Source organism: Rhodococcus sp. JCM 9793 (assembly GCF_055380405.1).
The window spans coordinates 797,731-810,565 of sequence record NZ_AP043721.1 but is presented as its reverse complement, the minus strand read 5'-3'; the positions used below and the strand labels follow the sequence as shown (position 1 = coordinate 810,565).

General features: G+C 66.5%; 11 protein-coding genes. 6 read left to right on the top strand and 5 right to left on the bottom strand.

The window, feature by feature from the left end; all coding sequences use genetic code 11:
- Genes ACZ46K_RS05935 through ACZ46K_RS05925 form a run of 3 tightly spaced genes read left to right on the top strand, consistent with a single transcriptional unit; the run spans position 1 to position 4,703 of the window.
- Positions 1 to 2,688, top strand: a complete 2,688-nt coding sequence (locus ACZ46K_RS05935; protein WP_464749246.1) for a helix-turn-helix transcriptional regulator — start codon at positions 1 to 3, stop codon at positions 2,686 to 2,688.
- A gap of 14 nt (positions 2,689 to 2,702) precedes the next feature.
- Positions 2,703 to 3,965, top strand: coding sequence for a benzoate/H(+) symporter BenE family transporter (locus ACZ46K_RS05930; RefSeq protein ID WP_054809606.1), 1,263 nt, complete (start codon positions 2,703 to 2,705; stop codon positions 3,963 to 3,965).
- Positions 3,966 to 3,992: 27 nt separating this feature from the next.
- Entirely contained in the window at positions 3,993 to 4,703 is a 711-nt protein-coding gene (locus tag ACZ46K_RS05925) for a polysaccharide deacetylase family protein (RefSeq protein WP_464747178.1), read from the top strand.
- A 63-nt stretch (positions 4,704 to 4,766) separates the two neighbouring features.
- Here ACZ46K_RS05925 and ACZ46K_RS05920 read toward each other — a convergent pair whose 3' ends face one another.
- From ACZ46K_RS05920 to ACZ46K_RS05910, 3 genes are all read right to left on the bottom strand, one after another.
- On the bottom strand, positions 4,767 to 5,129 hold the full coding sequence (locus ACZ46K_RS05920; RefSeq protein ID WP_464747177.1) for a hypothetical protein: 363 nt from the start codon (positions 5,127 to 5,129) through the stop codon (positions 4,767 to 4,769).
- 208 nt (positions 5,130 to 5,337) lie between these two features.
- Positions 5,338 to 7,200 carry a DEAD/DEAH box helicase gene (locus ACZ46K_RS05915; RefSeq protein ID WP_464747176.1) on the bottom strand — a complete coding sequence of 621 codons (1,863 nt, stop codon included), beginning with the start codon at positions 7,198 to 7,200 and terminating at the stop codon, positions 5,338 to 5,340.
- A 111-nt stretch (positions 7,201 to 7,311) separates the two neighbouring features.
- Entirely contained in the window at positions 7,312 to 8,037 is a 726-nt protein-coding gene (locus tag ACZ46K_RS05910) for a hypothetical protein (protein WP_054806414.1), read from the bottom strand.
- Between the two features lie 187 nt (positions 8,038 to 8,224).
- On the opposite strand from ACZ46K_RS05910, the gene ACZ46K_RS05905 reads away from it, so the two are divergent.
- Positions 8,225 to 9,232, top strand: coding sequence for an NAD(P)H-dependent glycerol-3-phosphate dehydrogenase (locus tag ACZ46K_RS05905; protein WP_464747174.1), 1,008 nt, complete (start codon positions 8,225 to 8,227; stop codon positions 9,230 to 9,232).
- Positions 9,233 to 9,242: 10 nt separating this feature from the next.
- Here ACZ46K_RS05905 and ACZ46K_RS05900 read toward each other — a convergent pair whose 3' ends face one another.
- Complete coding sequence (locus ACZ46K_RS05900) at positions 9,243 to 10,082, bottom strand: arylamine N-acetyltransferase family protein (protein ID WP_464747173.1); 840 nt, start codon at positions 10,080 to 10,082, stop codon at positions 9,243 to 9,245.
- Between the two features lie 209 nt (positions 10,083 to 10,291).
- On the opposite strand from ACZ46K_RS05900, the gene ACZ46K_RS05895 reads away from it, so the two are divergent.
- Positions 10,292 to 10,969 (top strand): nitroreductase, encoded by a 678-nt coding sequence (locus tag ACZ46K_RS05895; protein ID WP_054806418.1) that lies wholly within the window; start codon positions 10,292 to 10,294, stop codon positions 10,967 to 10,969.
- Positions 10,970 to 11,050: 81 nt separating this feature from the next.
- Entirely contained in the window at positions 11,051 to 11,635 is a 585-nt protein-coding gene (locus ACZ46K_RS05890; RefSeq protein ID WP_054806419.1) for a sigma-70 family RNA polymerase sigma factor, read from the top strand.
- Here the strand turns inward: ACZ46K_RS05890 and ACZ46K_RS05885 are convergent.
- Positions 11,589 to 12,776 carry an AAA family ATPase gene (locus ACZ46K_RS05885; RefSeq protein ID WP_464747171.1) on the bottom strand — a complete coding sequence of 396 codons (1,188 nt, stop codon included), beginning with the start codon at positions 12,774 to 12,776 and terminating at the stop codon, positions 11,589 to 11,591. The genes ACZ46K_RS05890 and ACZ46K_RS05885 overlap by 47 nt on opposite strands.
- Between the last annotated feature and the right edge of the window lie 59 nt (positions 12,777 to 12,835).

The window sequence follows — 12,835 nt, the reverse complement described above, 5'->3', positions numbered from 1 at the left end:
ATGTTGGTTGGACGTGAGAACGAGCTTTCGCAGCTCGACCGACTCCTCGACGGGGCGCGCGCCGGGTCTCCCGTGCTCGCCCTCGTCGAGGGTCCACCCGGCATCGGAAAAAGTGCTCTCGTCCGGTCTTTCACGAGTAGGCACCGTGATGTCCATGCACAGATCGCTTCCGGGGCACCGTGGGAGTCGAACCATCCGTGGGCGGTGCTCGAACAGTTGACACACGCCCCGGCACCCGAGGCCGACCCCATCGATGCGGCCCATGCGTACTTGGACACGATCCGCGGCACCACGATCATCGTCGTCGACGACGCCCACTGGTCGGATATCGAGTCGTTGCAGTCGCTTTCGTCGATGATCCGCCGCGCACACCAACGCCCGATCCTGATGCTGTGGGTGATCCCCGATGTCCTGCCCGACGGCATCGACGACACCACCGCTCGAATCCTGTCGTCGCATCGGGCCGACACCGTCCATGTCCGCGCACTCACTTCCGGCGATGTCGCCCAGCTCGCACTCCTCCGCGCGGGCGTGGACCTCTCGCCCTGGACGGCTCAACGCCTGCACGAACACACCCTCGGGAGTCCTCGACCGGTATTGCAGCTCCTCGACGAGATCCCGCGCGCCCAATGGCATCGGTGGCAGGCACGGTTCCCGGCACCTGCGCAACACGCCGCGGCAGTACGACGAGCCCTCACCGCCTGCTCACCCGAGACACGCGCCCTCATCGAAGCGGCGGCGATCCTGGGCACCGGATCACCGCTCGCTCCGGCCTCTGCGCTTGCCGAAGTCGACGACCCCACACCGCTGCTCGACGAAGCACACACGGCTGGTCTGCTGACGATGCGGGAACGACAGGGCATCGTCACCCTGTTGTTCCCCGACCCGATGACCAGCGCCGCCGTCACCGACGAGATCGGGCCGGCGCGGTGGCGTGAACTGCACGCACGAGCGGCCACACTTGTCGACGACGAGGGCGACGCCCTGTTCCATCTGGTGTCGGCCACACCCGCCGCCGACGGCACCCTCGCAGACAAACTCGATCGGTTCGCTCGGCAACGCGCTGCGGACGGCGCGTGGGCGCAGGCCGCCGAGGCGCTCATCACCGCAGGCCGCATCACGCCCGAACGAGACCTCCGCACACAGCGTTTGATCCGCGGGGTCGACGCACTCACGGGCGCCGCCGATCTCCCCCAGGCTCAGACCTTCGTTCCCGAGATCGAAAGCGCCCCCGGAGGTCCGATGCGCAACGCGGTCCTCGGCTACCTCGCCATCCAGCGAGGGCGCGCTGCCGAAGCGCACTATCTACTGTCGGAAGCCTGGACCATGGCCAACGAATCGGAGACCGACCCCGAACTGGCAGCGATGATCTGCCAGCGGATGGTCCTGCACTCACTGGCCAGGATGCGTGGCGACGAACTCGTAGCCTGGGCCGATCGCGCCTCGTCGCTGGTCCCGGGCGACGCACCCGCCGTCGTGGAGTCCAACGCCATCCGAGGCCTCGGTCTGGGCATGACCGGACACATCGACGAGGCCCGTGCTTCGTACGCCGGCCTTGCCGACCACGTCCGCCTCGGGGCACAGAGCCAACGCATCCGCATGGCAGAAGGCTGGCTTGCGTTGGCGTTGGATGCGCCCGATCGTGCCCGTACCGAACTGGAAGCCTCCGAACCCACCACGTTCCGCGGTGGCTCCCTCCGGATCTCCCTGTGGGCGCAAGCATGGCTCGCCCGCACACAGTTCACCCTCGGCGCGTGGAGCGATGCCCTGCGCACCGTGGATCGGGCAGCCGCACAACTCGATTCGACCGGACTGGATCTGCTGCGACCGCTCGTTCACTGGACGGGGGCCCAGGTGCATGCACTGCGCGGTAATTGGGATGCCGCGCGCGAACACCTGCGGCACGGCCGCGCCGGCAGCAACGACTACACGCTCATGCTCGTCCCCTCCTGCATCTCCGCAGCCCAGTGCGCAGAAGTAGCAGCAGATTACGACGGGGTGCTCCGCCAACTCGACCCCCTCGTGACCCTGCGGCACAGAGAAGCCCTCGATGAACCCGGGTTCTGGCCCTGGCCCGACCTCTACGGCAACGCGCTGGTGATGACCGGCCGCGTCGACGACGCCGACACCTTCCTGCGCCCCCACGAAGAACGCGCCGCCGAGCGAGGTCACCGTTCCGCGAAGGCACGACTCGGGTACGTGCGCGGACGCATTCACGGCGCGCGCGGCGACATCGACTCGGCCCGCGACTCCTTCGAGAGTGCATTATCCGAAATCGCCACCCTCCCATTGCCGTACGATCGCGCACGCATCAATTTCGCGTACGGACAGACGTTGCGCCGCGCCGGACGGCGACGCGACGCCGACAGCGTGATCCGCACCGCACGGGAGCTGTATGCCGTGCTCGGCGCAGGCTCGATCGTCGCGCGCTGCGACCGCGAGCTCAAAGCAGGCGGGTTGAAGTCCGGTGACGCCGTGAGCACTCGACGTCATACCGACGTGTCCACGTTGACACCGCAGGAACGTGCGGTCGCCACACTCGTCGCGTCGGGCCACACCAACAAAGAGGTGGCGGGAGAACTGTTCCTCTCGGTCAAGACCGTCCAGTACCACCTGACCCGTGTCTACGCGAAGTTCGGCATCCGCTCACGCAGCGAACTCGCCGCACGCTTCCGGCAAGAAGAATAAGGAGACAGGCCCCGATGACTGCCGTCGACGACGCCACGCGCCCCGATTCCGACCTGTTCGAGCGACCTCCTCGACCATGGATCCGGCCCTCGGAAGTATTGCGCGACTTCGGCCCCAAGTACGCGTCGAACGGGCTCATCGGGCTGATCTTCTCGTGCACGGGCCCCGTTGCGGTGATCCTCGCCGCCGGCGCCACCGGCGGACTGTCGCAGGCGGAGCTGGCCTCGTGGATCTTCGGGGTCTTCGTCCTCAACGGCATCCTCACGATCGCCATCAGCCTCGCCTACCGGCAACCACTGGGCTTCTTCTGGACCATCCCCGGCACGATCCTCGTCGGCGGTTCCCTCACCCATCTGAGCTGGGCCGAAGTGGTCGGAGCATTCTTCGTCACTGCCGCGCTGATCACCGTGTTGGGAGTGACCGGCCTCGTCCGCCGCGTCATGGAGGCACTACCCATGCCCATCGTCATGGCGATGGTCGCGGGTGTGTTCCTGTCGTTCGGCACGAACCTGGTGAAAGCCCTCGGCGCCGATTTCGCGATCGCGGTACCGATGATCGTGATATTCCTGCTGCTCAGCACTGTGGGTGCACTCGGTCGGTGGATGCCGCCGATACTCGGTGCCCTTGTCGCCGGTGCCATCGCGGTCGCGTTCTCGGGCCGGTTCGAACCCGAACCGGGTAGCGGAAACGTCCTCGCCGCACCGGTGTTCACCTCGCCGGTCTTCACCTGGTCGGCGATCGTCGAACTGGTGCTCCCCCTAGCGATCACCGTCATCGTCGTGCAGAACGGGCAGGGCGTCGCGGTGCTGCGCTCGGCCGGACACCACCCTCCGATCAACGTCTCAACGATCATGTGTGGCCTGTGGTCGCTCCCGGCGGCGTGTGTCGGCGCGGTGTCGACCTGCCTGACCGGACCGACCAATGCACTCCTGACCTCGTCGGGTGAGCGGTCACGCCAGTACACCGCGGCATTGACGTGCGGAGGGCTGGCAATCGTCTTCGGCATGTTCGCCCCGCTGTTCGTGCGGTGGATGATCGCGGCGCCCGCGGCGTTCGTCGCAGTCCTCGGTGGCCTCGCGATGCTCAAAGCGCTGCAGGGCGCGTTCGTCGCCGGATTCAGTCGCCGCTACACGATGGGCGCGCTCATCGCGTTCATCGTCACCGCGTCCGATGTGATGTTCTTCAACATCGGTGCAGCATTCTGGGGGATCGTCGGCGGTGTGGTGGTGTCATGGCTTCTCGAGCGCCACGATTGGACGGATCCTCACGGCGAATAGGCCCACCCGCTCTGGCACCATGCCCGCATGACACCGCGCGCACGAACCACGACGCTGATCGCGTCGATCGTCGTCCTGGTTCTGATCGTCGCAGCCTTCGCGACCTATCGGCTCATGGACTCACGGACCTACCAATTGTTCGGCACCCTCGTCGACCGTGTGGACACCGAGGAGAAGGTGGTCGCGCTGACGCTCGACGACGGACCGAGCCCCCTCACACCCGAAGTCTTGCAGACGCTCGCGGACGCCGACGTGCCGGCCACGTTCTACGTCACGGGCAGTGAGATGGTCGAGCGGCCCGAGTTGGGTCGCGCGATCGTCGAGGCCGGTCACGAACTCGGGAACCACACCGCGACGCATCGCAGGATGGTGTTCATCGGGGGCGACACCGTTGCGCAGGAGATCGAGAGCACCGACCGCGCGATCCGCGACGCCGGCTACGCCGGCGAGATCACTTTCCGCCCGCCCTACGGAAAGAAACTTGTCGCGCTCCCCCGCTATCTCGACGAACACGACCGGACCACGGTGATGTGGGACGTCGAACCCGACTCGGCCTCCGCCGATACCGACGAGATCGTCCGGATGGCCCTCGACCGGACACACCCGGGCTCGATCATCCTGCTGCACGTGATGTATCCATCGCGGACATCGTCGCTCGAAGCGATCCCTGGGATCGTCGACGGTCTTCGCGCCGAGGGCTACCGGTTCGTGACGGTGTCGGAACTACTCGGTCGGTGACCTCCCGCCCTGGCCCGGACATCACGATCCGACCGGGCACAGCGAAACGGAGCGGCTTCGGTGTCATTCCCCGTAGAACCCGGCCGCGTGGATCTCGGTCAGAGCAATCCAGTCCGGTTCGGTGACAGCCGTCCTGGCCGAACGACCTCTCCCTCCCCCCTCCCGCAGCGCAACCGCAACCGCCGGTTCCTCGTCGACTCTCTGAACCAGGCCGTACAGCACCGCGAGGTGGTGCACGCACGGGCTCCGGCGACCCGAGCACCCGCACGTTGCCGTGCATTCGGCGGTCGGCAATGCCACCATGATGTCCTCGGCCGAGAGATCTGCGACCAGGGCGTCGGGTAGATCACCGACGCCCCCCGGCGGTCCTGGGCACCCGCACGATCCAGTATCCGGCGCACCACCCCGGCCTCCTTCCTCGTCCACACCGGCACCTCGACGGCCACCGGAAACGCTTTGCCGCGCACGGTCACCACTGCCACGATCCGCCCGCCCCTGATGGTCTCCAGGCGCACAGCCCCGCTGCGAGCGAGGGAACGCGCCTGGGGAAGCGCAGGATTCGGGGCAGACGCGGACGGCGACTCGACGGTCCGCAACCACGCCCTGCCCCACGCGGTGACACCGAACTCGGCGCTCATACCCCGATCGCGTCGAGGTCGAGCAGGGCACGCAGCTCGGTGTCCGGCAGATCCGCCAGCTCCACCTCGGTGTTCCCTGTAATCGATTCGGCCAGAGCACGTTTCGATTCGTGCATGGTGGCGATGCGGTCTTCGATGGTGCCCCCGGTGACGAGGGTGTACACGTTGACGGTCCGTCGCTGACCGATCCGGTGCGCACGATCGGTGGCCTGGGCCTCCACGGCCGGATTCCACCACCGGTCGTAGTGCAGCACATGGCCGGCCCGGGTCAGGTTGAGCCCGAACCCGGCCGCCCGCAAGCTGAGGATCAGAACGGGCGCCGCATCCGACCCGGTCTGGAAGTCCTCGACCAGCCGGTCTCTCCGTTCCACACTCAGGCCACCGTGCAGGAACGGGATCGTCCCCGCTCCCAGTTCGGCGGTCAGGTGCGCCGACAGCAATTCACCCATGCCGCGATACTGGGTGAACACCAGTGCCCGGTCGCCGTCTGCGACGATCTCCGCGAGCATTTCGGTTGCACGATCGAACTTTCCGGACCGTCCCGCCAGTTCAGCATCGTCGCCGAAGCCTGCCTGCGCAGGGTGGTTGCACACCTGCTTGAGCGTTGTCAGCAAGGCCAGTACATTGCCGCGTCGGGCGATGCCGTGACACAGACCGGTCGTGAATGCCTCTGCGACAGCAGCGCGGTACAACCGGGTCTGCTCATCGGTCAGCGTGCACGCGACCGTCGAGAACTGTTTCGGTGGAAGCTCGGTCGCGACCTCGGACTTGGTTCGTCGCAACACGTACGGCTCGATGACAGTCGTCAGACGGTCCGCGGCGGTCCGTGAGCGACCCGATTCGATCGGCGTCGCGAACCGCTGCCGGAACCGTGCGCGGGTGCCGAGCACTGCGGGGTTGCTGATGTGGAGGAGCGACCACAGTTCGTCGAGTCGGTTCTCGACCGGGGTTCCGGTCATCACGATCTTCAGCGTCGCAGACAGTCGAGCGGCGGCCTTGGCAGCCAGCGAGGTCGGGTTCTTGACCTGTTGGGCTTCGTCGAACACCACGCAGTCCCACGCGACGGCCGTCAGATCCTCCGTATCGGTACGGAGGACGCTGTAACTGGTGAGCACCACCGGGGCGTCCGAGACGTCATCCGGCAAAGCTCGGCCGGCGCCGTGATACACGACCACACACAGATCGGGAGCGAAGCGGCCGAGTTCGCGCCGCCAGTTCCCGATCACCGAAGTCGGGCACACCACCAGATGTGGTCCGGAGCCCCGCCGGGTCGCCAGCAGCGCGATGGCCTGCAGCGTCTTCCCCAGTCCCATCTCGTCGGCGAGGATCCCCCCACCCTCACTCTCCAACGCACGCAACCACGAGACCCCGTGAATCTGATAGGGACGCAACGTCGCCCGGATATCCGCGACAACCAGCTCACGCCCGGTGCGGGCCACGGCGGCGAATTGACGCAGCGCCGACGACGCTGTCCCGATCGCGGTCTCGTCCTCGCGCAGGCAGGCGTGCGCGGCAGGCGGCATCGACGCCGCCAAGTCCGCCCACACCGCGGCGTCGCCGTCCATCAGCAGCGCGGCCCGGCGCCACGCCCACACTGACGCACCGAGGTCGCCGGAGTCCAGCCTGCTCAACGCGGGTAGCACGGCGGCAAGGTCCGCCACCCGAACCTCGACCGTCTGCGGAGCAACGGTGCCGGCACCCACTGGCACCGCGAGCCGGCACGTGGTGGCGGTCCCCGTCGGGAGGCCCAGCGCGGTCAACGCCGACTCCACGTCCGTGACGCCCCACCACACAAGAGTGGCGAGGGCTGGGACGAAGGTCGCCTGCAGGCGTCCGGGGTACGGACTCGGCTCACTCATATCCGCCGAGAGTAGCCACGCGGTGTCTCCACCGCCAATGAAAATTCGCAGATCAAGTGTGGTTTTTCTGACATTGACGGGTATCGGACCATCTGACCTGCGTCCGCAGATTCACGCGAGTCCGAGCGCGGAGTTGCGTGTGGCGTTCACCGCCTTGTCGGCCACGGCGACGCCCTGCGCAGGCTCGATGAACGGCGCATCGGGATGCGGCGGCGTGTGATATCCGCCGACGATGATGTACCGGTCGTATCGCGCGGTCGTGTAGCTGTCGGAGCCACCGTGCGCGAGATAGTTGCCCGACTGGACGGAGAAGGCATCACCGTCGGTGGGCTCCCCGGGACCACCCCACAGTGTGTTGTTCGGCGACACGGACGGGACCACCAGCCCGTCGACCGGCACCTCGCATCCGTAGGTCAGGTTCTTCACGGTCTCGAATGCCGTGTCGGCGGCCTCAGCCGTGGCGTATTCGAACACCTCGGCGCCGGCCGTTCCTGGTGGGCCGCTCAGTTCGTGCGCGGCGAAACCGTCCACCGCGTAGGTCCGGGCGCGGTGACCGGTCGGGTCGCCGTACTGCGTGTACACCTCGCGTGGTGCGCACAGACTGCCGTACCGAGTCGGTATCCCCACCATCTCGGACTCGATCCGCGGCGTGAGGAATCCTGCATAGCCGAGGACGGCATCGGGCATGGATTCCCGTGGGACGGTACCCGCACCTCCGTCGCGCACGGGCGGTTCCTGCGCAGTCGCAGGTGCCGCACCGATGAGGGCAGACACTGCGATGGCGCCTGCACCGAGCGCGATCCGGGTCAGGGCTCGTCCACGTTGTGCTGTAGCCATATTCGGTACGTCGAAGGTCTCGGCTATCGCGTTACCCGAGAAAATGCCCATTCGAGTCCGGAAACGCACTCTCAGCTGGACTCATAACGATGGGGACACCACGACGAAGTCGGGCAAACACACCTCGTGGTGAGACCGCAACTGCCACTCTGGATTGGCACCACCGTCTACGAACTCGAGGATCACCATGGCACGTCCGGTTCACGTCGTCGTTCTGGGCTCCGGCTCCTGGGGCACCACCGTGGCCGCGCTCGCGGCACACAACACACCGACGCTGTTGTGGGCGCGCGATCCGGACACCGTCACGGAGATCAACGAGCGGCGACGCAACAGCAGATATCTCGGCGACCGTGAGCTTCCGGACGGGTTACGCGCCACAACGGACATTGCCGAAGCTGCCCACGAAGCCGATGTTCTGGTGGTGGGCGTGCCCTCGCACGCGGTGCGCACGACGCTCGAACAGATCGCCGACCGACTGCGCGCGTGGGTGCCGATCCTGTCACTCGCGAAGGGCCTCGAACCTGGAACGCGTCTGCGACCGACCCAGGTGGTATCCGAGTGCCTGCCCGGGCATCCCGTCGGATTGCTGTCCGGACCGAACATCGCCGGTGAGATCGCCGACGGCAAGGCTGCGGCGACGGTCGTCGCGATGCAGGACGACTCCGTGGCCACGGCACTTCAACCGCTGTTCGCGTCCAAGGTATTCCGGGTGTATCGCAACACCGATGTGCTCGGGTGCGAACTCGGTGGCGTACTCAAGAACATCGTTGCGATCGCCGCAGGCATGGCCGAAGGACTCGGGGTGGGCGACAATACACGCGCGATGGTCCTCACTCGCGGTCTCGCAGAGATGACACGTCTCGGGGAGGCGATGGGCGCCGACCCGCGTACGTTCGCGGGCCTGACCGGAATCGGGGACCTGATCGCCACGTGCACGAGCCCGGCATCTCGGAACCGGCGGGTGGGCGAGGCTCTTGCGCGTGGCCTGACCCTGGAGGAAACGCTCGCCGAACTCGGTCAGGTCGCCGAGGGCGTGAAAACCGCACCGACAGTGATGGAACTCGCGCGCGAGTACGACGTCGAGATGCCGATCGCAGCAGAGGTCGAGGCCGTGGTCGCGGGCCGTCGTTCACCCGCCGAGGCGTACCGCGGGCTGCGGAAGGTCGCGGCCGGGCATGAGCAGGACATCGTCTGACGCCGTCGTTTCACGTACCGTTCCGCAGTCGCGTCACGACGGCGGTCAACGCGTCGATCTCCTCCGCGTCCAGCATGATTCCGAGTTCGCGTACGGTGTCGACGACTTCGGCGACCGACAGCTCGGCGTGCTCGGTGGGCTTACCGGGAGCACGGATCGTCCGCGCCTCTTCAGTGAGAGTGACGTGGGCATACGGCATGTGTCGCATCACCATGAGGTGATTCACGAACGGAGAATTCTCCTCACGCGATGTGACGAAGTGCCCGGCCCTGACGTCGGCGGGATGGACCGGACTCTCGTCGGCATAGTGCTCGGCATTTCCGCCGCGCGTGAGCGCCCAGACGGTGTTGCCTTGATCGGTGAGTTCTCGCACACCGAATTCTCGAACTCCCTCGACGCGCGCAGCACCGTCCTTCAACGCGATCGGTCCGGTGATACTGAATCCGAATCCCGGGTCGCACAGCCATCTCTCTCCGTCGACCTCGACGTGGACCGTCATATGGGTACGGGTGTTGGTGAGCTCATGCACCCGCCCCAGCGCCCGACGTAGGGAGAAACCGAGGTACTCCAGCGTCGCCGCGAATATCTGCGAATGCTCGAAGCAGTAGCCGCCTCGACCTCGTCGCACCAACTGATCCTGGACGGCATCGGGTGCAACGCCGGGATGGGTGCCGAGCAACACGTCCACGTTCCCGAAGGGAAAAGTACGCACGTGCTTCCCGTGCAGCTCCTCGAGCAGTTCGAGCGTCGGTTCGGCGGGGTGGACGCCGACAGCGCGCAGATAGGCCGGGATGTCGAAGAGGTCGGTGCGCCACGACTCCCCGAGCAACGGCTGATCGGTCTTTCCCACTCATGCAGTCTCACACGCCGCTGGGCGACAAGCGCGGAGGGTGGCCATCGCGGACTATCTCCATTTCTCGACAATCAGATAGAAAGTATTAGAGAACGCAATCGTGCTCGAACCGGGTCGGCGCACCGGCGTGATGTCCGCCGACGAATGTCGTCGCTGCACCACCCCTGAACGAGCGCTAACTCCTCGCTTGTGCCATCGTGGTCGGCATGACCAGCGATGCCCAGACACTGTCGGCACTCCTCGACTCCCGCTACAGCTGCCGAGGCTTCCTCGACAAGCATGTTCCGCGCGAGGACATCGAACGCATGCTGCAGATGGGTCAGCGCACCGCGTCATGGTGCAACTCCCAGCCGTGGCGTGTGCATCTGGTCGGCGGAAAGGCCGTCGAACGACTCGGGCAGGCCCTCTACGCGCAGGCGACCTCGGGCGAGTTCGATCCCGACATCCCGGGACCGGTCGAGTACCGGGGCGAGTACGCCGAACGGCGCCGCGGCGCCGGATACGCCCTGTACAACGCGCTCGGCATCGCCCGCGACGACTACGCGCGCCGCACCGAGCAGATGCTCGAGAACTACCGGTTCTTCGGTGCACCGCACGTCGCGATCATCACCACCGACAAGGCTCTCGGCGTGTACGGCGCAGTCGATTGCGGTGGATACGTCTCGACTCTGCTGCTCGCCGCAGAGTCCCTCGGCATCGCTGCCGTCCCTCAGGCCGCCGTACCCATGGCCGGTTCCTCGTTGCGGCGCGAACTGAACATCGGCGACGACCGCGACGTCGTCTGCGCCATCTCCTTCGGGTACGCCGACGACGCTCATCCGGCCAATACGTGCCGCACCGATCGGGCATCGCTCGACGACACAGTGGAGTGGGTGGACGAATAACCCACCCGAGGGTCGGTGTTGCGCGGCCACGCCGCGGCGGAAGGTGGTGTGACATCCACACCACCCGAGAGGACCACCGCCGTGGCCGACAAGAAGACCGAACTCCTGCTCCGCCACTGGGTGCCGCGCGCCGTCGCCGGTGAACCGCACGCCGTCGGCACCGTGGTGAGGTGTGTACGCCCGCACGTCCTGAACTTCTGCACCGCCCGCATGGACGAGCAGACCCGGGCTCACACACCCGCTGAAGACGTCGCGCAGGAGACCTGCCTGGCCCTGGTCCGTGCACTCCCCCGATACGACGATCGGGGTGGGTCGGTGTTGCGGTTCGCTTTCGCCATCGCAGCAAACAAGGTCGTCGATGCCCGACGCAATGCATCGCGTCCGGTGGCGCAAGTACACGAGGTGCACGAACCCGCGCCCGACGATGATGTACTCGACAGCGAACTCGCCTCCACTGCACGTCGTTTCGTCGACCTGCTACCGGAACAGCAGCGGCAGATCGTGATTCTGCGGATCTTCCGCGGCTACAGTGCCGAACGCACCGCCCTCATGCTCGGTACCACACCCGGCGCGGTGCGCGTGGCCCAGCATCGCGCACTGACGCGACTACGTGCGCAACTCAGTCTGCTTGAGCACGAAGATACTTCCCGAAGTGCGGCACGGTGAACCCGATGAAGCCTCGTTCGGCGGAATAGATCAAGCCCTTCTTGATGAGACCGTCGCGAGCCGGCGACAGCGACGCCGGCTTACGTCCGAGCTCCACGGCGATCTTCGAGGTGGGGACGGGGCCATCATCGCCGGACAGTTCGGCCATCGCACGCATGTACTCGCGTTCCGCCGGAGTGGCGCGCTCGTAACGGGAACCGAAGAAGCCGACGGCGAGCTCCTCCTCGGCGTCGGGTGAACCGACTCGCACATCGTCGGGGGTGATCGGGCTGGCGGCGGCGACGTCCCACGTGGCCTTCCCGTATGCCTGCACGAAATATGGGTAGCCGTCGGCCATTTCGTACAGGACATCGAGTGCTTCCTGCGTGAACTCGACCTCTTCACGTTCCGCGGGTGCGATCAGTGCATGGTCTGCAGCCTCACGGTCGAGCCTGTCGATGCGGTGATAGGTGAACAACCGCTCGGAGTACGACTTGGACGCCGACAGTACGGCGGGCAGGTGCGGCAGCCCGGCTCCGACGACGATGAGCGGTGCGGCATCCTGACTCAATTCGTGGCACGCGCCGCAGATCGCAGAGACGTCGTCCGGGTCGAGATCCTGCATTTCGTCGATGAACAGGGCGATGCCGACGCCCACGTCGCGGGCGAGTCCGGCGGCGTCGACGAGGAGCTCGACAAGGTCGATCTCGATGTCGCCGGAGTCGGCGCGACCCTTGACCGCGGGCGCGTCGATGCCGGGTTGCCAGCGTTCACGCATGCCCTTGTCTGCGGTGGCGCGCAGCGCGAACGACTTGAGGACGCCGAGGAAGTAGTCGACCGATTCGGGGTCGGGATGCCCCGCGGCGATCTCGCGGACGGCCATGTGGAGCGCAGACGACAGGGGGCGACGCAGACCTTGATCGGGGCGGGCTTCGATCTTGCCGGTGCCCCAGCTCTTTCCTATCGCGAGCGAACGCAGGTGGTTGAGCAACACGGTCTTGCCGACCCCTCGGAGGCCGGTGAGCACGACACTGCGTTCGGGTCTTCCTCGTGCGATGCGTTCGAGCACCACGTCGAAGGCCGTGAGCTGCTTCTCTCGGCCGGCGAGTTCGGGTGGGCGCTGCCCCGCGCCGGGGGCGTACGGGTTGCGGACCGGGTCCATCGGTCGATGGTAACGATGGCGTCGGCGGATTCTGGGTTTCTCTAGCGCGTGTCTTAGAT

Coding starts and splice junctions, on each gene's coding strand:
- ACZ46K_RS05905 (WP_464747174.1), top strand. CDS start 8,225: ATGGCACGTCCGGTTCACGTCGTCGTTCTGGGCTCCGGCTCCTGGGGC.
- ACZ46K_RS05910 (WP_054806414.1), bottom strand. CDS start 8,037: ATGGCTACAGCACAACGTGGACGAGCCCTGACCCGGATCGCGCTCGGT.
- ACZ46K_RS05895 (WP_054806418.1), top strand. CDS start 10,292: ATGACCAGCGATGCCCAGACACTGTCGGCACTCCTCGACTCCCGCTAC.
- ACZ46K_RS05935 (WP_464749246.1), top strand. CDS start 1: ATGTTGGTTGGACGTGAGAACGAGCTTTCGCAGCTCGACCGACTCCTC.
- ACZ46K_RS05915 (WP_464747176.1), bottom strand. CDS start 7,200: ATGAGTGAGCCGAGTCCGTACCCCGGACGCCTGCAGGCGACCTTCGTC.
- ACZ46K_RS05885 (WP_464747171.1), bottom strand. CDS start 12,776: ATGGACCCGGTCCGCAACCCGTACGCCCCCGGCGCGGGGCAGCGCCCA.
- ACZ46K_RS05930 (WP_054809606.1), top strand. CDS start 2,703: ATGACTGCCGTCGACGACGCCACGCGCCCCGATTCCGACCTGTTCGAG.
- ACZ46K_RS05925 (WP_464747178.1), top strand. CDS start 3,993: ATGACACCGCGCGCACGAACCACGACGCTGATCGCGTCGATCGTCGTC.